A 26,800-nucleotide genomic window follows, 5' to 3' on the forward strand; every position below is an offset into this window, starting at 1 on the left:
ATGGAAGTATCGCGCCGCAATCGCTTGCTCTCGAAACGTCGCCGACAAGCCGAGCATCGTCGCAAGTCCGCCGATCGTCGTTTGACGGCTCGATTATTTGCCGGAGGGTTCGAGCACCTCGAGGAGCGACTGCTGCTCACCGTCGCCCCCACGGGCGTCGACAATCGATCGGCGGCGCTCTTGCAGGCACTTGGTGACATCGGACTCGTGCCGGCCGATTCTTCGCCAGCGATTGTCGCGACGAATCAGACTTTTTACTTGGATCTGAGCGGTGCCCAGGGGGTACGTTACGACGGCCCTGTCATTCTGACCGGTATTTCCATCCCGACCTTTCGTGCGCCGCCGCAACTCGCCGGTGAGGAGTCGCAGATCGCCGCCGAGGTGACGTCGACGCTAGCGCAGGAATTCGCCGGCACGGGAATTTCCTTCACGACGCAATTACCGGCAGCCGGATCGCAGTTCTCCACGATCTATGTAGGGGGCAGTGGGACAGAATTCGCCAGCTACGGCAATTATTTAGGCGTGGCCGAGAAGATCGACGTCGACAACCAGGATCACGCGGACTCGGCGCTCGTTTTCAGCGATAAGATCGGGCTCACGGATACGACGGCCGGACAATTCGCCAGCGATCTCGCCGGCGTGGTCGCCCACGAAGCGGGCCACCTGCTCGGCTTCAAGCATGCGAGTGCCGACCCCATCGGCACGCCTGCCGGAATTCTCGATGACGTGGCTTTCAAACCCTATACGCACGTCGAGACGGCCAAGGACGTGCGTAGCGATCTGCTGGACGATGGCAAAATCACGATCAATGGCCACGATTACACTGTCGACCCCAAGGTCGTCGAGGCGATTACCAAGTATCCGACGTACTACAACGCCGGAGCCGTGGGGCCTGACGGATTTCCCGATTTCGTCATGGGGCAAAGCATCATCCATCCGGTCGACACTGGCATATGGATGCAGCGTGTTTTGGACATGGCCTGGGCCGCGCAGAACGATCCCACCTATTCGCCCGACGAGCGGCAGCAGATCCTGGCTTTTGCATACGGCTACGCCACGCACGCCGCAGGGGATCACTTTGCCCACAATTTGGTCAACGAATTTGCCGAAGGTGTCTACCCGTCGACCTCGGATGTGCTTTCCAATACCCAAGACCTTGCCAACGCGGTTCGGCACTTTATCGTCGAAGGCTACATCGGAGACGCCACGCCAGGGTACGACAGCGACAATCTTCGCACGCTGCTGCCGGATGGCGATCTGAGCAATAACTCGACGGTTGGCAGCAGCTTTGACGTGCCAACCCGCTTCGTCTACGAGACGTTGATCAAGCCTTTCCCGGGTGACCCCACAGCCGTAGCGGACACGGGATACACCACGCTGGCAGTCAACGCCACGACCAATCAATTCACCCGCACGACCGGCAGTTTCCTCGACGACCACTTTACCGTAGGCCAGACGATCTACTCGTTCGGCTTCAACGGCAACAACGGTCAATACACCGTGACCAATGTCACCGCGACGGCCATTACCGTGGCCGAGCCGCTATCGGCGGGCGATTCCGCGGGGACCGGCGACGAAGCCCTCGTCACACAGGGGAGCCGTGGTGTCCTGTTGGATACGTTCCTATCGTTGCGAGGTACCGTGGCCGAGCAGGCGCAAATCGCAACGACCGCCTACACGACAGCATACGGCACAGCGCCCAGCATGGATTTCAACGGGCTGCTCGACCACCTGATTGCGCTGGGCTCGACTCCCAGCGTGCAGCAGAGTGCGGAACTGTATGCCTCGTACCTGGCCTATTGGCGAGACAGCCTCGACGCCGGAATCAAGGTCTGGGCGCAGGTCGGCCTGGATGCCAGCGAAGCGCTATTCGACTTCCAATCACTCCGCAACGTGCAGAATAGCGTCGGACAAGGGGTCGGCAACGATTCAGATCCCGAGCGCGCGGCTGCCGAGGATCAGGTCGGGTTGATGAGCACCTTCTTGTCGATCTTTAACGACCCGAACCAGGATGGCGATACTTCCGACTCGTTCATTTCCAACCATTTGTTGCCGATGTTTGGCGTGCCGCAGAGAGTCGCCGACCTGGGCAATTTCCTGCAATCATTCATCAGCCCGCTCGAAAATAACATCATCGAGCCGCTCCGCCTGGCGATCAATCCACTCGAGTCCGGCAGTAGTGGATCGGGAAGCGGGGGAATTACAGATATTCCCAAGCAGTTCATCGAGCAAATGTTTCAACAGCGTTACGGCCTTGATGTAGAAACGATCGGCAAACTGATTAATCTGCCCGACGGCATGGACCTCGAGTCCGCCACGATCGGGTCGAAGACTATAGACGTCTTCCAGCCTGGCGATCACGCCAAGCTCGATGGTTATTTAGGCATCCAAAGTCAGGCGACCGACGCCGCTCCGCCGGATGATCCCAACTTCGTATTTTTCGACAGGCCTCAGACCATTGTTGGGCCAGATATAGAATTCGACCCGACGAAATTCGCCGCCTACGCAGACGCCGTCACACTTTCCAAGATCATTCTGCTGCAAGAAACGCCACTCGACGGCGACACAGCAAGCTCCGGTCAGCTCAGCGCATTGGTAAACAATACGCTCGCGGATTTGGGGACACCGCTTGCGACGCCGTACGATTGGTCGCGCCTCAACATGGATAGCGCCGACGGTGGAAACGTACTCACCACTACGCTGCAGAAGCCGGGAGTGATGGTTGCCGCAACGCTGCCCGACGGTTCGATCGGCCAGGTGCTTTCCGACGCGCAACCGTGGCTCTTGCAGATTGACGGCGATCACAACTGGCGGCAGGACAGTCTGATTGTCAGTGATTTGGCATACCGCGTCGGTCCGCAAACCACCGGCGCGGCCACGGCCGATGCGTCATGGACCATGAATGTAACAGCGGGTCAACCGTATCAGTTGCAGGCGAGTTGGCAATCGAACGTCACGCAACGAATCAACGGCCAACCGATCAACCCGGCCACCAATGCTCATTACCGCGTCTATGACGGCGCCAATCCGGTGCCTATCGCGGATTTCTTCGTCAATCAACGCGAACTTTCCAACCAGGTGTCCGATGGAGATTTTTCCTATAACGTGCTGGGCAGCGTCACCTCGACCAGCGGCACGTTGCGAGTCGAGTTAGACAATGTCGCCGACGGTGACGTGATTGCCGGACCGCTGCGCGCCCAGGCGGTGAATAACTCTCTGGACGTACGGCATGTACAACTCACGCGCGATCCGCAGACCCTGGCCGTGCTCCCCAGCGGTTATGCCGAGCCGCTGGCCGGCTGGATTGACTTGAAATATGCCACCGGCACCGGCAACGATCCCCTGTGGGAAAGCGATATTCTGCGCCCTGTGTTCCGCGCGCTATTTGTCGACTGGCAAAACGGTGCGCTGAATTTTCCGGACCTTGGCGACACGCCTTCGCCCGATCCCAACGAAGTCGTCGGCGGTATCACGCCGTCGGTGCGCATCCACGCGCTTGTGACCCCCACAGACCCGGTCCCATCGCCAGCGCCGGCCACGGGCGTAAACCTAGTGGCGAATGGCGCGAGCACGTTTACTTTCAGCGGTACCGTTATCGTTTCGTCTGCCATGGGAAATGGTGACGCCACGCCCGACGCGCTCACGATCGTCGCTACCGCGATCTCGAGCGGTCCGACAACGCTCTCCGTCGATTCTTCGAACAATCGGTTTACGCGCGCGGCGGGCAGCTTCCTCACCGACGGTTTCCAAGTCGGACAAGAGATTCACGCCACTGGTTTTCTCATCAATAACGGCACTTACCGGATCACGGCGGTGACCGATGGCGCCATCACGGTCGACGCGAATTTGTTGCCCGGCGACTCGTCGGGCGACGGCGACGAACAACTGCTGGTTCCGGGGCAAATCATCATCGCCGGCGCCGTAGGGGGAAGCGGCCTAGGCAATATCACACTCGAAGCGGATGACGTCGAGGTCGACAGTGGCGCAAAGCTCTCCAGCCGACAGGTGGCGCCCGGTGGTAACCCATTCACGGATCCCTCGATTGCCGACTCTGGCACCATCGCGATCTTGGCGCCCCTAATCAATATCGGGGCCGATGCCGAGTTACATGCCGACGCGACGGGCGCTTTCGCACCCGGCGACATCTCGTTAACGGCACTCGATTCCCAGATTCTCTCCTGGAGTTTATCGATCGGTAGCTCCCGGTTTCTCAGCCTCGGTGCAAGTGGGACGATCGATATCGGTGCCAGCGCGCAGTTGGCGGCGCGCGATATCAATATCGTGGCACAAGTCAGCACGCAGAAATCAGCACTCGACACGGACGCGAATCCATCAGCGAATGCGGGACTGGATACCACGATTGACGAGAGCGACGTCTTTGAAGTTACGGGCCATGCCGCCGCGGTGATTTCGGCGGCCACGGCCAAGATCGACATCAGCGAAGGCGCAGTGTTACAGGCCGCGCGCAATGTGATGCTAAACGCCGACGCCCAGTCGAGCGCCGCGATCACGACGCGTAGCGAGTACTTCGGCATCACCTACGGCAGCTCGTCACCTGCGGCCGATGTGATCGTAGAAAATGGCGCACTGATTGCGGCGGCTGGCCAGGTCAACCTGCACGCGACTGCCGAAAACACTTTGGCAGTCACCACGCTGGTTCCCCAGACAGGAGACGTGGCAAACCTATCGCTTTCCTATGGAAAGGCGCGCAGTCACTCCGATGTCGCGGTTCAGTCCGGCGCCACGATCAATGCCGCATCGGCGACCATGGATGCGGAGAATACGAATTCGATTTCCAATCTCGCGATTGCCGCGGGCTTTCCCGGTAGCGGCACCTTGATCGGTGTCGGGGCGGCGCTCGCCATCGGATCGTATCAATCCGACGCCAGCACGGACATCAGCGGCAACATCAACGTCAGCGGTGATCTGCGGATCGAGGCCCATTCGAAGAATCTCAAGGATGTCACCCGCTCGCTCGGCCAGGTGGCCGTGACCCCGGACGCGACAAACGGACTCGTCCAGTCGCTGACCACTTTCCTGGCGCATTTAGACCTCAGCACAGTCGTCGATGGCCGCACGATCAATCCTACACAGATCGGCACCGACGTTTCGCTCGCGGCGTCCGCCGCACTCGTTAGAACCGAGAACAAGGCGGCCGCTCTGATCGACGACGGTTCGTATGTTGTCGTCGGCGGCGGTATGACAATTGACTCGACCGCGGATGAGCCGTTTCAGATCAGCGCCACGGGAAATGCCGCTGACGCCTCGACCGTGGGCATCGGCGGAGCGGTGGCCTGGTCGCGCGTGGCTAACCAAGCCACGTCTTTCGTCGGCTCAAACGCGACTGTGGACGTCGCTCATGTATTGTCCATCACCTCCAATGCCACGGTCCACAACCCAGGACCTACGGCCGATCCGGATCCGACGTTTCAGCCCGTGTTTACCTTGCCGACCACCACCGGCGGCACGGGGACAGGCCAAATCGAGCAGCAATACACTGACGCCAACACGGTCGCCGGCGCCGTCAACGCCGCGTTCGATCCGTTGACGGCGTTTCTCGCGCCGCTGCTGGCCGACCCCAGTTTGATGGGGACGAGTTTCGTTCAGGCAAACGGTAGCGCTCCAGGCGGCGCCGTGGTCCTGGGTGGGGGCGTCAATTATCTGAAAGTCTATAACCAGGCCGCCTCAGGAATCGCCGGCGGAGCGCAGGTCAACCAGCGCCCGGCGGTCGTCACCGTAGGATCGGATCAGGACGTCGCGCTCGACGCGCAGGGAACGATTCATCTGACCAATATGGCGGGCATGGACACGTCGCCGCTCGATTTCGACGGCGGAAGTCTCGCCGTGGGAGGCTATTTCAATGCCCTTTATGCCGACAATTACGCGAAGGCCTCGATTGACGATCGCGCCCAAGTCAGCGCGGCACGCGACGTGACAGCGAACTCCAACACGACCAACGATATTGTTCAAGTGACGCAACCGGGCACGGCCGCAGGAGGCGTGGGTATTCAAGGTGCATTTGGCCTGGTCGTGCTGGGACACGAATCGTTGGCCTACATCGAGGATCGCGCCGTTGTACACGCGGGACGTGACGTTGTCCTGAACGCGCTCAACGGCGGCGCCGTGGTCAATACGGCCGGCGGTGCGGTGCATGGCGACGACGGCGGAATCGGTGCTGCGGCTGCCTACACCGTGGAGACAGTGCCCAGCACGCTTGACCCAGCGTCGGACGAAGAGCTGCAAGGTCGTAGCGAAACCCATGCCGTCATTGGTGACTCTGCTGCGGCGATTGGCCCACTGGGGACCGGCGGAATTGTTGGCCTGGTGACCGCTGGGCGTGATGTGCGACTCAACGCGCAGTCGAATCAGCAATTCTGGACGACATCGGCCTCTGGGGCTTCATCGGGTGGGTCGCTCGGAGACCTGGGAGGAGGCCAGGAGCAATATCACGGATTGGACTTCGGATTCGGTTTCTCGGGCGACGTCGCGTACAACTCACTTACCGACAGTGTCCAAGCCTTTGTGCGGGACACGTCGGCAGTTCAGGCGGGCAATGACATTCATCTCGAAGCGAACGATGCGCCGCTTGTCGAGGCGACGGCCGGCGCCGTGGCGTTCGGCAATCACTTGGGAATCGGTGGTTCGTTCGCCCACAACGGCATCAACGAGATGACGCGGGCCTATACGCAAGATACGACGCTGCACGCTGCCGACGTGGCGATACTTGCAACGACGGGCAGCGTGGTGCTAGCTTTCTCGGACGGCGGCGCGGGGACCAAGGCCGACGTGGCTGTGGCCGGTTCGGTCAACGAGAACCAACTCGAGACGCTGGCCGAGGCTGCCATCGGCGCACGGACCAACGCTTCCATTCCCGGCACGCTGGATGTCAACGCCCAGGGCAACATGTCTGTCGTGTCGAATGCCGGCGCCTCGTCGGCGTCGACCGACGGCTTTGCCGCTTTGGGGGCGGCGCTAGACATCGGCTCGATCAGCAACGACTCCCATGCTTTCGTTGGCACCGGCTCCTACGTCGTGACGCCGAACGATCTGCATATCAACGCCAACAGCAACGAGCATGTGCTGTCGGTCTCGGCCGCATTGGCCGACGGCGGCGCGGGAACCCAAAACCGGCTGTACATCAACAACGGAACGGATTCGCCACTGGACGGCGTGGCAGGAGAAGATGCCGGGGGCCGCGATACGCTCACTTCGTCGGTTGCCATCGGGGATCTTAACGGGGACGGCAAACCCGACCTGGTAACCGGGGACTTCGCCCAGTTCAACCGTAGCTATCTGAACGACGGCAGCGGCAATTTTAGCGCTGGAAAGGATATCGGAAGTGCGCTCGGCGCGCTCGATAACCTGGAAGCCCCCACGATCGACAAGAACTCGCTCATCCCTGATCTGACGCTCGCAGTGGCACTGGGCGATTTCGACAAGGACGGAGACTTAGACGTCATTGCCGGGAATCTAGGGCAACCCAACCGGCTCTATTTGAACGATGGGAAGGGCAACTTCTCTGCCGGAATCGATATTGGCGTAGGCACTCTCAATGTTTCGATCGATCCTTCGCTGACGAGCGACAATATCAGCACCACCGACCTGGTACACGAACTACAGACGCAGATCGACAATCAATTGGCCCCGTCGGGACTCGTCCCCGGCACGGTGCAAGTGTCGATCGATCCGACCAGCGGCCAGATTGTGCTTACGTCGACGTCGCGAGTGCTGGATGCGGCCAGTGCCGAGAGTGCGATAAGCGCCGCCCGCCGCGACGGGCTGATTGTCACCAATGCGGCGAACGACCCGCTGCCACTGAGTGTTTCGTTTGACGGCCACAACATTCAATTCTCGATCAAGCCCAATGACGCCGACACACTCGACAATGTGACCGCTGACGACCTGCGCGATCAGTTGCAAGGGTTGGTGGACCAGGCCGTGGTGGCGTCGGGTTTCGGAGCCGCCGGCGACATCAAGGTTCAGATCGACGCCACCGGACGCATGATCTTCACAACCGCCGGGCACACGCTCCTCTCGGCGGAGGCCGAGGCGCAGCTAGCGCAGGCACGGCGGGCGGGGGACCTTGTCACCCCCGGAAACGTGCCGCTGGTTCTCACACTTGGTTTTTCTGACGCGGACCAGACGACGTCGATCACCGTGGTTGATATCGATCACGACGGCGATCTCGACCTCGTCGTCGGTAACTTGGATCAGCACCCGCGGCTTTATATCAATCAAGGTCCTGGCAATCAGGCCGAGAAATTCACATCGCAAGGTGGGACGCGCACTTTTTCCATCGCGCGCGATATTTCGAGCGACGTGAACTTCACCACCTCGATTGCTGCCGCGGACCTGGATGGCGACGGCAACATCGACATCGTAACCGGAAATCTCGGCTTTGATCTGCCAGGCCTAATCAATCGCGAGTTGGTGAACGTTGGCGATTTTCTAGACAATACGGTCGTCGACTCCGTCAACCTGGTCCACAGCGGTCTCACTTCGCTCTTGAACCTGGTCGAAAAGGGCCTGCTCGATCGTTTCGATTTCGATCCTCTGGCGCCGATCACCGTCGCCACGATTGTTAACGCTGGCATCGCGTCTTTGCGAGGGCTAGCGCTCGACGGCGTCGTGACGCTGCAGAATTTTACTGACAAGGCGCTCGATCCGGCCGATTTGACGGCCTCGGGCCTGGTGACCGATGCCCAACTAGCGGCTCATGGGCTCGTGAACGCCGTGGGGAAAGTCTCGCTGTACGATCTTGTCAATTCGGGCCTGGCTGCACTGGATCAAGTGATCGGCAAAAACCTGGTCACGATCAACGACTTGTCACTGCCCGACATAAAGTTGGGCGACTTGCTGGGTTCACAGCTCACGGATATCAACGATCTGATCGACGATGGGATTGTCGACGTCAACAACCTGCTGGACATTAAGCTGGACTTGCGCCAGTTGATCGATTCCGGACTGACGACGCTGGCGGATCTGGCCACCAAGGATCTGCTCAGCCTGGCCGATCTTGATCCGGTTAAGACAAACCTTGATCAGCTCACCTCGCAGTACGCCTTTGGCGCGACAACGCGGATTTATTACGGACGTAGCGACGGAACTTTTGATCCGGGGGTGGATCTGAGCGCTGATAAATTCATCACGCGATCGATTGCCATTGGTGACGTCAATGGCGACGGGCACCCAGACATTGTCGTGGGGAACGTGGGCACGGGAGTCCGACTCTATGAAAATCTGAGTACGACACCCGGCACGCGCGGTTTCGACACCGGCACGACGATCACCCAGATCGGTCCGTTGACGCAGGCCGTGGTCCTCAAAGATATGGATGGCGACCACGATCTAGATCTGGTCGTGGGCAATCTGTCGACTCCCAACCAGCTCTATCTCAACGACGGTCACGGACATTTCGATGGCGGGACCGATATCAGTACCGACGCCAACGCCACCGTGGGACTGGCCGTCGACGATGTCAACGGTGACGGACACCCCGACGTCGTGACTGCCAATTCCAAACCAGCTATCGGCGCCGCCGGAGCGGGCAGCGCCTTCGATGTGGGGGGAAATGTCCAGGCTTACGTCGCCAGCGGGGCCACGGTGATCACGGACAAAAGCTTGTTCGTATCGGCCCAGGACGCGCCGCAGGTTGTGGCCCTATCGCGTGCCGGAGCGACCAGTTCGTTCGGCAGCGCGAGCCTTTCGGCGGTAAGTCCGAATATCGATTCCCAGGTCGTGGCTCATGTCGATGGCACGGTGCGTGCCGCGCTCGGCAGCGGGCTGACCGCGCCGGCGGGCGTATTCGTGACGGCGACGAGCAATGACAATCTTTTGGGACACGCCTCGGGGAACGCAACTGCTGGCGAGGCGGCACTGGCTGCCTCGGCCGTGATCTTTCGGATGGATACAAGCGTGGACGCCTTTGTGGGACCGCAGGCGAAAATCGATATCGTCAATCCTACAGCTACCGTTCCACTCGACCTGCAGGTTTCGGCACAGCATAACACGCTCGGTCTCGGGGTTGCTGGATCGTTTGGCGCATCTCCCTTCGTCAGTGCGGGAGCGGCATTCGTCGCTACGCTGGCGACAAAATCCGTCACAGCGCATCTGGATAGCGCCCAGGTGCACGCTCAAAACGACGTGCTGCTGCAAGCTTCGTCGAGTGAGGACGTCGACGCATCGGCCGCGGGAGTCGGAGCGGGCTTGGCGCTGGCCGTGGCGGGTTCGGCCGTGTTCACGCAACTCGATAAGCACACTCAGGCCACGATCAACGGCGGCACGACCCTGGCCGACGGCAACGTCGTGCTCACGGCGGACAGCCATTCTACGTTTGATCCCATCTCGGGCGCCGTAGGATTGGGCGTGGGGGCCGGCATCGGCGCCGCCGTGAATGTGTTCACAAAAAATGACGTCACCAGCGCCACGATTCAGAACGGGGCCATCGTTGACGCCCTGGCGCAACACGCCGCGGCAAGTGTCTTCTCGGGCCAGATCGTCAATGGCGCTCGGCAGATGGAACTCCTGCAAGGAGTCGTGCTGCGCGCCAATTCGGAGGAAGATATAAGCCCGATCGCCGTGGCCGGAGCTTTGGCGGCGGGATTTGCCGGAGCGGGGTCGGTCAACGCCATCGTCCTTAACAACCAGACGACGGCCGCGATCACCGGTGGTTCGGTGGTTGGTCAGATGAGTGGCAGCGCGACAACCCAGATCGTTTCGCTTTTGGCCTGGAATACGACCAATGTGGGCGGTTTCGCCGGCGCACTCTCAGGGTCTCTCGCTGTGTCCGCGGGCGGCGCCGCCAACGGCGGACGCCTGACCAAGGATACAGAAGCGTACGTCGATGGCTCGTCGACCGTTTCCGCCAACGACGACGTCGAGGTGCTCGCCCTGTCGAACGAAGTGATAGCACCTATCACGGCCACGACTGGCGTCTCGGCCTTGGCGACGATCGCGGGTGCGGCCGACATCTTCACGATTCCAGTAACGACGTCGGCGTACATTACTGGCGCCGCAACCGTCACAGCGCAAGGCAGCGTCGTCGTCAACTCTGATGATGCAACCAACGTGCATTACGTCACCGGGCAAAGCGCCTTCAGTTCCACAGCAAGCGCCGGTGCCTCGGCTGGCCTGGTCAGTCTGGAGAAGAATACGCAAGCCTACGTCGACAGCGGCGCACATGTCACCGCCATGGCCTTGCGGCCTGCCGCGACGACACGTAGCGGTACCTTCGACGTCAGCTACACGCCGAATACAGATAATATTCCAGGATTGCTCGGCTCGCTGGTGTTTGACGTGCTCGGTGTTTTGTTCGACAACCCCATCCGCACATTGGTGAACGCACTGAGTTTCGACGGTGACCTTTCGATTCTGAACATCACGCCCGCAAGCAGCCCGCAAGATGATCCGGATCTAACCGGCTCGCGATCCTCGACGCCATCCATCGTCCCGATCCGCGGAGTGGCGATTTCCGCGACGTCGCGTGATGCTTTGGACGCGATGGCGATCGGTTACGGAGCAAGTGGCACGCTCACTGCGCAATTTTCGGCGGGGGCGATCGTCTCGGCCAATCACACACTGGCGCATATTGGGACTGACGCGGTCGTGAATCAGTCGACGACCGGCGCCGGCGACGAACAAACTGTCATGGTAACGGTCGGTTCCGACCTGTTCTTCATGGGCTTGTCCGGCGGTGCCGCGCTGTCTTCCCCCAGCCCGTCCGTGGGCACGGCGGGCGGAGCATTTGATCTGGCGCTTACGAACGATACGACCGAGGCCGGGATCGACGGGGCCATCGTGAATGCGAAGTCCGATGTGCTTGTCGTGGCCAAGGCCATCCACGATGTCATGGTGTTCGCGGCCGGCCTCAGCGCGGCCGCAGAGGGATCTCTCGTCGTGGCGGACGGATCGGCGGATTTCATTTCCATCAAGCAAGCCACGTACGCCTATATCGGCGACAAAGCCGTGGTCAATGCCGACGGCAATATCATGGTCTCGGCCCACAGCGATACCGACGTGGACAGCATGGCCGGTGCTGCGGCCCTGGGCCACAGCTTCACCGGCGCCGGGTTCTCTTTCGCTACCGTAGTCATCGGCAAAGATACCGAGGCATTCATCGGCAAGGACACCACCGTCAACGCCAAAGGAAATACCAAGAGCACGTTGCAAGTATTCGACGGCTCAATCACGCCCTCGCTGGGTATGAAGACGATTCACGGCGTAGCCGTGCAAGCCGTGAGCAGCGAAGACGTGTTCAACGTGGCCGGGGCCGGCACCGCCTCGTCGCTCATTGGATTGTCGGGCTCGGTCACGGCGGCATTGGTGGATTCTGATACTTCGGCATTCATCGATGAGAATGCCAAGGTCAACACCGACGAAGCCGGCGCCAGCTCTTCCCAGTCGGTGAATGTGTCGTCGGCCAATCAAACCACCCTGTTCGGTGTGCCGATCAACTTCGCCTTCGGTTTATTGGCCGCCGGCGTGGGGGTGGACATCGGCGTGGTTCGCAACGACACCACAGCACGCATCAACAAGGGCGCCCGCGTCAATGCGCTGCAGGATATCGACGTTTTCGCGCTCGACCGCATTCAGGGCGACAGCTTCATCGCCAATATCGGGCAGCCGACCAAGCTGGGAATCAATTTGATCCATTCGATGTATTCGCTGCGCGGCGATTTGGAGTCGCCACTTCTACTGCCGATCGTGGGCACAGCCCTGGTACCGGCATCGTTGCTCAACGCCAACAGCACCGATTCCATTCAGTCGGATCTGGATCTCGTCATTCAGAAGCTGACGAGCTTGGGGGGAGGTGGAATTCGTGACACCCTGGACCAATACAACGGAGCCCTACCCAGCGCTGGCGCAGCGGCCGTGGCGCTGACCAATGCTACCCCCAGCGATGTGGTCACGAGCGCCGTTGAAGGAAACATCGAAGGGCTGGGGACCAATGTCGTCGTGGATGGAGCGATCTTGCACGCCGGACGCGATCTGACGGTCGCGGCGCGCGAAAGCAGCGATTTCGAGTCCGATACGACGACCGCCACCGATTTGATGTATCTGATTTCGCCGCCGGTCGATTCATCGGTCGCAGTCTATAGCGATCGTTCGTTCGTAAATACGCATGACATCGCTGTGGCCTCACTCACCGGCGGCACAGTCGCCACTGCTGGCCGCGACGTGCTCGTCGAAGGGGATGTGAATGGCAAGAGCGTGCTGACGGCTACGACCGGCTCCAACACGGTGCAGAATCTGATCGGCGCGTATGTCGACGGCTCGACGATCAACGCCGGCCGCAACAGTGATGTGCACGCCCAACAGACCGTCGACGCTCTGAATCGTTCCTTGCTGCCGCGCTACGATGGTTTGCAGTTCAAACAGGGTTCGAACACGATCCAAAGCACCGTCGAAGCCAAGGTAGCAGACCAGTCGATCATCACCGCGGCAATGGACTCCGGCGTGCATGCCGAAGATGACACCACGGCGGGCGTGCTGGCCGATTCTGTGACCATCGACAAAAAGGGACCCATCAAAGGCATCATTCCAGCGGCTGGCGTCGCTGTTGCCACCAACGAAATTAACGACACTGTCCGCGCTGCTGTCGAGCAGTCTCGACTCACCGCCACCGCGGGCGACGCAGAGATCAAGGCCGTGTTCAACCCCGATGCCATTTCCGTCGGTCTGGGCGTTGCGGAAGCCAGCCAGCTGGCGGTTGTCGCCGGAACTTACGCCGGCAATACAATCGCAGGAACACTCGACGCGCATTTGTCGGCCGGGTCTCAAGTCGTGGCGGCGGGCACCGTCAGCGTGTTATCTGACGATGGCGGGACCATTGTCGCGGTCGGTGGCAACGCGGCCATCGCCAAGGGGGCGTTCGCGGGCTCCGCCGCGATATCCAATAACACGATCACCACGAATGTCACGGCGTTCGTTGACGGCGCCAACACGAGCGTCGTCGCACCCGTGATCGATATCGAAGCCTACGACAATGCCGACATTATCTCGGTGGCGGTCGGCGGCAGCGATGCAAACCATTTTACGCTGGGAGGTTCCATCTCGGAAAACGACGTCGGCGGCTTGCTCGATGCGCACATCTCGGCGGGAGCCATAGTAACCGCGCTGCAATCGGTAACGGTCCAGGCGCACGACGACACGCAGATCACAGCTATCGCAGGGGCCGTAGCCGTGACGAGTAATGCTGGGGGCGCGGTCGGCGCTGGCATCTCGAAAAACAAGATCACCCGCAATTCCACAGCGTACATCGATGGTGCCACGGCGCACAGCGCCACGGTCGATGTCTTTGTATCCAGTGATGCCGCGATCAACTCGGTGGCCGTCGGCGGTGCCGAAGCGCAAAATTTCGCGGCCGGAGGATCGTTGGCCGACAATACGATCGCCGGTAGTCTCGACGCCCATATTGGTGATGGCGCGCAGGTTACACCCTCGCTACGACTTTCCGTGGACGCGGGCGATCATTCGCGCATTTCGGCGGTCGCCGGCGAGGCGGCATTCACTTTCAGCGGCGGAGCAGCCATCGGTGCGGCCATTTCGACCAACGAGATAACGCGCGACACGGTCGCCTATATCGACGGAGCCGGCACCCTCGCAACCGCCACCGCGGCGGAAGTGCTAGCGACCAGCGACGCGCAGATCGAGGGCATTGCGGCCGGCGGCGTCGGTGCACAGAACTTTGCGGCTGGCGGTTCCCTCACGACCAACACCATTGCGGGTTCGCTCGATGCGCACCTATCCGGCGGGGCCGCCGTCTCGGCCAGTAAGACCGTTACCGTCTCGGCGACCGACACGTCGACTATTTACGGTGCGGCAGGACAAGCGGCGTTTGCCACGAGTGCTGGGGCGGCCGTGGGGACAGCCATCTCCACGAATACGACCAGCCGACACGTGGTCGCCTTCGTGTCTGACGAACACACGACAGCCAACGCCGGCAATCTACGGCTGCTGGCAGACACCTTGGCCACGATCAATGCGCTGGCCGCGGTGGGTGTGGGCGGCGGGACCGTGGCGGCCGACTATTCCCTGTCTGAAAACCAGATTCAAAATACGACGGATGCCGCGGTGCTTAATTCTGCGGTGGTGGGAGGGAGTTCCATTTTCGTGAGGGGAAGCGATGATTCCACGATCCGTTCTCTCTCTGGCAGCGGCGCCGGCACCGGCGGCACGTTGGCCGCGGCAGCCGCGCAGGGGAAAAACCTGATTGCCAACAACGTCTTTTCCCATGTGGACAATGCGACGGTCAGCGGCGACACCGTCGACATCCTGGCTAGCTCTAACGACGACAATAACGATGGTCTTACTGATCCGACTACCAAGAGCGGCGATTTTGATAATTCGTTCGTCGACGACATCACGGCGATCGTCATTGGCGGGGCGGGGGCGGGCGTGCTGGGTTTGAGCGGCTCGATCGCGCTCAATGATGTCGCCAGCAATGTCGATGCACACATCGGTCAGGGCGCCAACGTGACGGCGACTTCGACGGTGCGCGTGCGCGGTCTGGACGATTCCGGCATCCGAGCAGTGGCGGGCAATGGCGAAGGCGCGGGAACCATCGCCGCCGGCATCGCCTCGAGCACCACGAATGGCCACTCCCAGGTCATGGCGGCGATTGACGCCGCCAGTGTCACGGCGCCGACCGTGGATGTCGATACGCACACTACCGGCAGCACCAAGTCGGCAGCCGCCATTGGGGCCGGAGCGGGTACCGGCGCATTCGACGTAGCCACAACCGATAACGAAATCGCCAACCGCTCCGATGCTCATGTCACGAACTCGGCTCACGTCGTGGCCAGCCAATCTTTGTTGGTCACAGCGGACGATAGCTCTGACATTTTGGCGATTGCCGGTGCCGGCGCGGGGGCCGGCGTTGTCGCCGTCGCTCCTGGCATATCCACGAATAACATTCAGAACACGGTGACGTCATTTGTCGACAACAATGCAACGGTCGATGCGGCAACTGCGTCGATCACGGCGGCAGATAATAGCAGGATCAACTCGGTCAGCGCGGGATTCGGAGGCGCAACCTACCTGACGATCACCGGTGGAGTGGGCGTCAATAACACCTCGAATACGGTTGACGCGCATGTCTCCAGTGGCGCTGTCGTCACGACTCAGACCGACACGACAATCGCCGCGACAGACGCCTCGACAAACGGTTCCTTTACCGGCCAGGCGGGGGGCGCACTCGTTGCTCTTGGGGCAGCAGCATCCTATAGCGAGATCGACAATCACATTCTGGCCTATATCCATCAGGCGACGGTCACGAGTACCGCGGGCAGCGTCAATGTCAACGCGGTCTCTGCGGCCACAATCAAATCCTTTACCGGCGGCGCGAACGGTGGGTTTGTCGGCATCGCCGGCAATGTCAGCGTGGTGTTCGTGGGGACGCAGACCGAGGCTTACATCTCGGATGCAACGGTAACCGCCTTCGCTAATGTCGTCGTCACGGCCGACGCCAACGACTCGTGGGATCTCGGCGTCGGTTCGCTGGCCGGCGGCCTGGTAGGCGCCAGCGGCGCGGTCGTCGTCAATAAGAGTGAGAACGTCACTCGCGCGTTCGTTGAGGGCGCGACCATTGTGGCACACGGCAAGGGAACCACGTCGAACGTCGAGCATTGGGATCCAGACACCGGTGTGCTAAGCATCGAGCAGATTCACGGATTGGCCGTGATCGCCAGTTTCGTCGGCCAACCGACCGGCAGCTTTAACGGAATGACCGCCATCAACGCCGGCGGCGGGTTAGTGGGCATTGGGGGGCTTGTCTCGGCGACGGATTGGCACAACCACACTGATGCGTTCATTGCCGCGTCACAAATCAATTCTGCGTCGGACTACGGTGGAAGTGTCATCGTCCGCGCGCACAGCGACGAAACGGTGAAAGCGCTCTCCGGCGGTGCGGCGGGTGGGCTGGTTGGCGTGGGAGGGACAATCGATCGCAGCAATATCGACAGCGAGACGCGCGCCTTCATTTCGAACTCCGATGAAAGTGGATCCGATCCGGACCCCGGCACGTCGGTGGTTTACGGTCAAGGAGTGGAAGTCAGCACCGTCACACGCGAGAAGCTTGATCTGGCCGTGGTTGGCATTGCGGGCGGGGTGGTGGGAGTTTCCGGTGCCGTTTCTGTGACGGACGTCGCGGATCACAACACGGCCTTCGTGCACGATTCGGATATCTTTTCGCACCACGATATTTCGGTGCTCGCCGACGATACGGTCACAACTCACACCGACGTCGGCTCGTTAGGGGCCGGGGCGGTTGGACTCGGCGTTTCGGTAAGCGTTAATACCATCGAGAACGTCGTGCAGGCGCAGGTTTTGGGCGGGCACCTGAACGCGGCCGGCGCTACAACTATCGCCGCCGACAGCGACGAAACTCTCGATCCGCTCGTAATGACAGCCGGACTTGGCGCCGTGGGCGTAGCCGGAACCGTGGCCGTCAACAACATCCGCACCACGACCGAGGCGACCGTACAAGATGGCTCCCGCACGTCGCTATTGAATCAGGACCCAGCATACAAATCCGGCGTCAGCTTCGAGCGCGGCGTCGTGCAAACGGTGACCGTCAGTGCCAACGACACGGCGCTCATCAACGACGACACAGGAACCGCCGCGGCGGGCGAGTTCGCTGGCGTGGGGGCATCGGTCGACGTCGGTGCCATTCGCAATCGTACGGTCGCTCACGTTGGTGGTCAGTCGATTGTCGGTGCCCTGAATGACGTATCGATTCTGGCGCACGAATCGCGATCGATCGATTCGTTTGTAGCCGCCTTTGGCGCAGGCATTGCGGGGCTTTCGGCCGCTGTCTCGGTTCAAAGCCTGGGCGCCTCGACCGATTCGATGGCAGACACCGAATTCAATCGATCCGTCGGTGGGGCAAATCTGCTGAATCAGGTCGATGCCAGCTTGTTCACGCCGGACGTAGCCAGCGCCATCAACTATCACGGATTTGGCACGTCCCCCATCATCGTGCATGCCACCGTGCTCGTGGACGGCCTGGGCGATCCCACGGTGGATGGTGCGATCTCAGCGACTTCCTCCAGCGACCGCGGCGCGATGGCGTTCGTCGATGATGCCGGGCCAGGAGCTGGAGCCCAAATTCAATCAGGTCGCGATATCACCATCCAAGCGACAAACTTGTTTCACCTGGACCAGAGCGTGGGAAGCGCGGCGCTGGGCGTTGTAAGCGTCGGAGCCAGCATCGGCATTGGCTCTATCCAGAACAACACGCAGGCCTACTTGGGGAGCGCCGATTCGCTGCAAGCGGCGCGAAACATCTCGATTCAGGCCCAAGACCACGAGTTGCAACCAAATAGCGAGTTGAACGCCATCGGAGGCGGAGTGGGTTTCATCGCTGCCCAGGCTAACGTGGCCACGCTGACGATTTCTGGCAACACAACGGCCCGCCTCAATGGGAATGCAACGATTGTCGCGGCCCAAAACGTTGTCGTCGAAGCCAGCCAGCAATCGAACGTCGATTCCGAAGGGAAGGGGTTCTCGGCCGGTCTTGCCGCGGCCGGCGCCGACATTGCCACGTCGCGTGTCGATACGAACGTCACGGCGGACATCGGCGCCGGAGCGAATGTCGGTGGAGGGGCCGGAAGCGTGGGCAATCTGACGGTCGACACAATCGCCGATAACACGACAACCGCCAATGCCTTGGTCGGCCAGGCTGGGCTAGTCGCTGGAAACGACGGCACTTCGCGATCCACCGTCGACGCCAACCACTACGCCCATATCGGCGACGCGAATGTAACCGTGACGGGTGCCGTGACGGTCAATGCAACCTCGACCGGAAACGCCAAAGCAAGTGTCGGCGAGCTGGCCGTGGGATTGGCGGCGGGCGGATTCTCCGATCCGGATTCATTGGTGGAAGGTTCCGTGCAAGCGCGCGTTTCGGACGGTGCGAATATTCACGCTCCCACAATGACCGTCGGCGCCACTTCGACCGATCGTGCCAATTCCGATAGCGAAGCCATCGGCGTCGGACTCGTTTCGGGAAATGCGACCGGGAGTGACGCCACAACGAACGTCACGGTGGCGGCGCACATCGATGACGCCAATATCGTGGTGCCCGGCGTCCTGACCATTAACAGTCATTCGAACGATATGGCAACCTCGGCAAGCGGCGTGGTGACGGTCGCCCTGGCGGCCGGCGGCGCCTCGCTAGCTAACGCCACGACTCTGGGCGCAAGCCAGGCGTATTTGGGAACGGGAGGAAACATCTCCGCAGGCAGCCTGGTTATCAGCGCGTATGGCAGCGACGGCACGCAGGTCAACGCCGACGCCTTCGGCGGCGGGGTGCTGGCCGGCGACGGCGCCATCGCAACGGCTCAAACTCAAGGGACGGCCGAAGCCTATATCGGCAACGCTTCGGTAGAGACGACCGGTGACGTATCCGTGAGCGCTTCGTCCGCCCGGTTGTCCAACGCCAACACGGGGGCCATCGCCGTCGGCGTAGTTGCCGGCGGAGCATCCGTATCCAATGCTACCACCGGCGGGTCAACTCTGGCCCATACCGAAGGTACCGTCCATGCTGGTGGCAACCTGCAAATCGAAGCTGCGGACGAGGACAGCTTTGCCAACGCATTGGCAAACGCGTATCAGGGCGGAATCGTTACCGGAAGTGGCGCCGTCACCAACGCTACGCTCAACTCGCAGATTCGGGCGTACGCGAACAACGGCACGAACCTGACCGTGGCTGGTAATTTGCTCGTGCAGGCGCAAAGTCTGGGCAACGTCGTCAATTCCGATGCCGAGGGGGCCAGCATTGCCGCATTCGAGGCAGGAAGTTCCAACGCCAACGCGTCTGACTCTCCCACGGTTGAAGCATCGATACGCAACGGCGCCACAGTCGATTCCAGCGGCAGCATAACCGTCGAAGCGGTCAACACGCCGCTGGTGAGCATGAGCCTGGCCGACACTTCGGGTGGTTCGCTGATTGGCACGACCGGCGCGTCGGCGACCGCGCATGCGGCCGCAAACGTGATGAGCTTCGTCGGCGCGGCCACGGTACATGCGGCGCAATCTCTGTTGGTTCGCACCGATTCGCTCAACAACGCCCAGGCCACCGGTGATGGTACCGCGATTGGTTTGTTGCTGGGCGTGGGAGATGTGCATGCCAAAGCATTTTCCGGAAATCAAACGCAGGCCTATTTGGCAGCCGGCGCCAATGTGAACGTGGGAAATCTAACTATTCAATCTGTCGGCAATGATCTGTCTACCAGTAGCGTGGTGGGCTCGGGCGGCGGATTCATTAGCGACAACGCCACCGAGGCAGATTCGGATGTCAGCCCGAACATAGTGGCGGCGATCAACGATGGCGCCACAGTCGTTACCACGAACTCAATAATCATCTCGGCTAAGTCCAGCCCCGAAGGGGACAGCAATTCCACGGCCAACGCCTTCGGTGCGGTCGCGGTGGGCGAGTCTGACGCGAACACCACCATTCGTCCCACCGTCGTGAGCCGCGTGGGAGGGAACGCGCATGTGACTGCGGGGGGTGATGTCACGATAGAGTCGGACTCGGGCGATTTTTCGCCCCCTTCGAACGACACGTTTAATCCCGGCGACGTCAATCTGGCGCAGAACACAATAACGTTGGCGAACCATGGTCTCAGCGATGGTAGCCAGGTCGTGTATCAGAGCGCTCCGTTCGTCCCCATCGGCGGCTTGCAGGACGGACGGCAATACAACGTGCTGGCCGTCGATGCCAATACGATCCAGTTCGGCGCTCGCTTCGACGGCGCTCAAGTCGATGCGGCCCGGGATACGATCAAAACAACCGGCACGCACGACCTCGTGACCGGTGATCGGGTTGTCTACCACAGTGACGGGCAACCGAACGTCTCGGGCCTGGTGGACGGTCAGACCTATTTCGTACGCTTGATCGATGCCACCACGATCAAACTGGCCACCACTCTCGCGGGCGCGCAGAACGCGCCGAAGAGCTTTGCGGCGACGGCCGTCGATAGCATCGGTAACACGATCAACATTCCAAGTCACGGTTTCGCCAACAACCAGGCCGTGACATACCACGCGCCGAACACGGCGAAGAGCTTCAATTCCACGCTGGTGGATGTCGCGGAGGATTCATCCGGAAACCTGATCCGGGATACCAACGGCAAGCCGCTAGACGATCCGGGGCAAGACGACATTCTGGTGGCCAACAACACCTTTGTTCAAGGAGAGGCTGTCCTCTACACCGCTAGCGATCCAACCAAGGCCATTGGTAACCTGATATCAGGAACCGTCTATTACGTTATCAAAATCAACAACGATTTGATTCGCCTGGCGACAACCCCGGCATTGGCCACGGCCGGAACGGCCATCGCCTTGACCCCTGATAAGAGTTCGGCTGGCCGAACAGTCACACACGCTCTATTGCCGGCCGGCGATCTTCCGATTGGCCCGTTGGTCGATGGAACCACGTACTATGTAGTCGTGGTCAATCCCAATCGTATTGGATTGGCCGCGACCCCAGGCGGACCACTATTGGATTTGAATGCTCTCGCGCTGACCGGCACGAGTACGCTAGGGACGGAAGGAATCGACCTGGCTCCCTCCAGCGGCAAGCAGTCACTGGACCTGGATTTCACGTCGTCGTCGACGGGCGCGAATCACCTGGCCGGTCCTAACGGGCTGCCGCTGTCGGCATTCGGAGGTTTGTCGGGTGACGGGCAGTCCTCTTCGCTCGCCACAGGGTCCGGCGGAGGATTGTTCTTCGGCGGCCAGGCAGCCAATGCCAGCACGATCGCCACGCCCGACGTGCAGGCCTATGTCGACGTTGGAAGCGGGCAGGCCGCCATTCAGGCCCAGGGAAACATCACGATCACGTCGAATTCCATCTCCAACGTGGCAGGTCACTCGTCGAACTCCTCGGGTGGTCTGGTCGGCAGCGGACAATCCTTGGCGACGGCCAACGTCACCAACAACAACGACGCGTATGTCGGCGACAATGCCCAGATCGTTGCCGGCGGCAACATTACGATCCAAGCCGGCTCTAACCATATTGCCGACGCCGGAGCCAGTTCGGACGGCGGTGGCTTGATCGACTTGGCCGAAGCCGACACGTTCTCCGACATCGGTCACGACACGCGGGCGCGTACCGGAACAAACTCGAAGCTCTCGGCGGGCGGCACCATTTCGATCCAGGGGCTTTCCAGCACGCAGGCCTACACCGATTCTGAAGTCGATTCCGGCGGCCTCGGCGCGGATGCCAGTGCCAATGACCAAAGCCGCGGCGATGACGATCCAGGAGGCGTACGGATCGGCGTGGCCAGCGATGCCCTAACCCAGGTCGAGATCGGCGCCGGATCGCAGCTCACCGCCACCCACGTGCAACTCAATGCCCAGGTGAACGGAACGGGCGGATCGGCCCACTCCGAAGGGAGTGCCTCGGCGGCGGGCGCCGACAATGACGCCACCGCGCGATTCGACGATTGGGAGCACGCCAACGTCAACATCTTGCACAATGCCAAGGTGACCGGAACCGCCGATGTCACGATCGTGTCTCAGGTCAACAACGTTAACATCGACTCGGAATCCGATGTCGACACCGATGCGGCCGTCGGCGATTCGGATTCCACGGCGATCTCCTACGTGCTGACAGAAGCCGACGTGACGGCCGATACCGGAGCCCTGGTTACGACGCACACCCTCGATGTACAAGCCCTCTCCAATAACTTTGCGATCAAAGTCGTACCCCATCAAGATGGGGCGTTTTACGACAGCGGGGATGTGACCACCCGCAATATATTCAGCCCCGCGCGAGACATCGCGTGGAACAGCGACGTTTTTCTGACCGCCGGGCCGGCGCCACGTCTGGTGATCGACGCCGCAGGAAACGTCACCGAGGCGACAAACGTCTCGTATATGCAGACCGCGACGGAATTCCTGGTCCAGGACATTTCCTTCAATGATCAGGGCACGGCCCATTTCTTTACCAACGACGTCGGCGACGGCGCGCCGCAAGGGACACTGGCCGGAAGTCAATCGACTTTCAATTTCCAAGAGAACTACGACACTGTCACGATACTCAACGCCTCGACCAAGAATGTCGAAGTCATCAACATCGATCCAGTGAATCGACTCACTTCGCCCGAAGTGACAATCGACGTCCCGGTCGATCCTTTCTCGTTCAACGTGGGGCAAACATTCACATCGACGCTGGTCGATATCGAGAGCACCGGTCCTTCGGGTTCGGATGTGATGGTGGCTGGCACGATCAACAACCCTCTCGGCACCACGAAACTCGTCAGCGCCAGCGGTGACATTCTGCAGAGCAATGAAGAAGGCCTTGTGCTAACCAATAGCTTCCAAGCGCAGGCGCCGCTGGGTACCATCGGCGACTCGGGCGGATTCCGCTTCCCGGTCGACCTTGTCGAGAGCGGCGGACGGCCGACCCATATGTCGGTCGCCGTGGGCGATGACATCTACATGAGCTTGCAAGGACGGCAACGCACTCTGGGGGCCACCAGCTTCACCGTCAACGTGGATTCCATTACCGCGGGGGGCGAAGTAAGCATTACCACCCAGGCCGCCGTGCGCGAAACGACGCTTCCGGCAAATTGGTACGCCGTCGAGGTCAACGAGCCGCGAACCCCGCTGCTCAGCGAAGTGATCAGTCACTTCCGTCCTGGCGCGGGGGACCCACCGCCGGTCGTAGAAACGGGCGCCTTTGCCTTTAACCCGGTGACGATCGACGCGACGTATAACTTCGGCCTCGTCCAAGGCGCGAATATCGACCTCGTCAGTTCCGCTTCTACCAATCTGATTGGGCTGAGCGGGAATACCAATATTCTCTCCACCGGCCGCCTGGTGGCCGGCACCAATGGCGCTATCGTCCTGCACGAGACCGATGGCGACATGCGGGTTGGCGTGATTCTGTCGTCGCGTGGAAACGTTACGCTCAGCGCGCCGGACTCAATCGTCGATACGTTCAATACCGCCGATCCGGATATCATCGCGGCCAGTATCACGCTTGCCGCGGTCAGCGGCTCGATTGGCTCGCTAGACAATCCGTTGGACATTAATACCTCGTTCGAGGCTTCGGGTGTACTCACGGCGGATGCGGCAAAAGACATCGTGATCAACGAAACGTCGGGCGCGCTCCATGTCGTCCACGCACGGACGTCGATTGGGACGATTCAGCTGACAACGGTCGACGCCTCGAAGAATGGCGAAGATCTGTTTCTCGATCCCAATGGCGTAATTTCCACGATTTCGGGGACTATAACGCTACGCGGGGGTGATGACGTCCGGCTAAAGCCAGGAAGTATCGTGCAGACCGGCATGGCCGCTGGCAATTCGATTACGATCCTTGGCGACTTTGGCAATGCCGACCGAGGCGTCGGCACCAACATTGTTGTCGAAGGCACTCTCAGCGGGCCGACGATTACCATACAGGGAAATGTCGACAATGACTTTATCTCGCTGCAGGCTGCAACCGTTGTCGGTGCAATGGCGCAGATTTACGGTCTCGACGGCGATGATCACCTCGTCGGCGGCGTCAACGGCGCCGCGTTCTTTGGTGGCAACGGTCAGGACCTGATCGAGGGTGGCCCGGGCGACGACGTGATCGATGGCGGCGATGGCAACGACAACATCCTGGCCGGCGATGGCAATGACACTGTTAATGCCGGTGCCGGCGACGATTTCATGGATGGAGGGCCGGGAACCGACTTCGGCGATGGTGGCGATGGCAACGACAACTGCATCAACTTCGAATCCGAAATCAATTGTGAGGACGGACCGATCCTGCTGCTCACGGCGGCGGCTTCTGCGGCCAATGTTGCGAAGTCACCGGCACTCACCGAAGATCAGCTCGCACCAATTGCCAACGAGGCTCTGCAACGTTGGCTGGCCACCGTTGGATTGTCGCCAGCCCAACAAGAGCTATTGGAAAGCGCGACGATTATCGTCGCTGATTTGCCAGACCAATTGCTCGCGGAAACCATGCGGTCCACGATCATCGTCGACACAACCGCTGCCGGATGGGGCTGGTTTGTCGACGGTACGCCCAGCGATGACAGCGAGTTCCTGACACAACGGGGAACTTCGCAGCTGCAAGCGCCCGCGGGTACTGCCGCCGACGGCCATATGGACCTGCTGACTGCGGTCATGCACGAGATGGGAAATCTGATCGGACTGCCCGAGCACGCCGCGACGCAATCCCAAGATTTGATGACCGAAACGCTCGCGACAGGCGACCGGCGGCTGCCGAGTAGCGTCGACCTTACGAGCGGGCAGGGCAACCCGTCTTTGTCTGACGAAGTCACTGCGGTTCGCGTCTCCGATGGCGCCTGGACGAACAATTCTGCGAGCCAATTATCAGCTGGCCAGGGGGCTGGGGGGTATTCCATTCCGTTGGGAACCAATGGACAACCGACTTCGCTGCCCTGGATCAACCTCGATCAGATTCAGATTGCGTTCAACGCGGACGTGAATGTCCAACAGACGAGCTTGACGCTTACAGGCGTGAATGTCGCAAACTACACCGTTGTGAATTTCAGCTACGACTCGACGATACATACGGCAACATGGACCTTGTCGCGGTCGATTAATACCGACACCTTGCACCTCGATCTGAAATCCGCAGGTTCGGGCACCGCATTCAGTTTGGCCGGCGAGGATTTCAATTTCGCGTTCAATGTCCTGCCAGGTGACGCGAATCAAGATGGCATTGTCAACGGTTTGGACATTGGTGTAGTGGCCAACAATTGGTTGCACTCGCAGGGAACAACGAGCGATCTCAACGGCGACGGATTAGTAAATGGCCTTGATATCAACGTGATTGCCGTGCATTGGCTGGCGTCTGTGCCCGCGGGCGACAGTCTGCAAACAAATAATGGCGCCAGCGTCGCGATAGAAGCCGCCAGGGCCACGGCCTATGGCGCCCTCAGCCAACCTCCGGCGGTAGCGGCTTTTTCCGTGGCCGCGACGGGCTTGCCGTTCTCGACGATGACTAGCACGGGGGCGCAAACTTCATCCGGTTTATCGACCGCGCAGCTAAGGGCCACCGACACTGTCCTTGCTGGCTCCGGAGCCTTGGATCTTACGGACCGTCGCTATTACGGAAGCTCTTCCACGGCTTTCCGTACCTTTACGTCTGGCGACCGTTCAGCAGCCACGATGATGGCAGTAGACGCAGTCGTAAGTGCCGACGACTTCAACCAAGTCGCCGAGGACGCCAACCAAATGTTATCCAGCGTCGTTGGCCGCTGGAAACGCCCCGTCGCGAAGATTCCACGTTGAGTCGGGACATCGACAAACTTCCACGCGGAGGCGCCGAGAAGCTCCCTGGAAAGGACGGTTTCGCGCGGATTTCCGAGAGAGCGGTGCCGAGAGCTTGTGAGAGTCGGCGCTAGAGAGGAGCGGCCGGTGCCGCGCATTGCTGAATGATTCTATCAGGAGCGCATGCGTCTTGAACGCGGTCACATCCCGTGGCGATAACTGTGGCTCGCAAGCGTTAAAGAACGTCACGATGTCCAGCTCGCTCTGCGGCTCGTGCTGCGTCAACTCCAAATGTTCGGGTGGCATGCTCACGCTTGCGTGAACATGCTCCTTCTGTAGGTACGTACTCTCAGGATGCTTCGGCATGGCCACGACGCGCGCGGCCATGGCATCCCAACCGTAGATTTAAGCGTTGATAAAGCACTTGGGTGTCATTCGTAAACCGACAGAATCGTGGCTGCCTTGTCTCGAAATCAGTCCAGGTGGGCCGGTACAATGGACGCACGTCCTGCCCATGGCAGGGGGCAAACAGGAACTTGCGTCCACCCTGGGCGCCGGA

General features: G+C 60.6%; 1 protein-coding gene. It reads left to right on the plus strand.

Features of this window, described 5'->3' with window-relative positions:
• Positions 1–26,262, plus strand: a complete 26,262-nt coding sequence (locus VGG64_28875) for an FG-GAP-like repeat-containing protein (protein ID HEY1603650.1) — start codon at positions 1–3, stop codon at positions 26,260–26,262.
• Positions 26,263–26,800: the final 538 nt, after the last annotated feature.

The sequence above is a fragment of the Pirellulales bacterium genome (genome assembly GCA_036490175.1).
Taxonomy (GTDB): Bacteria; Planctomycetota; Planctomycetia; order Pirellulales; family JACPPG01; genus JACPPG01.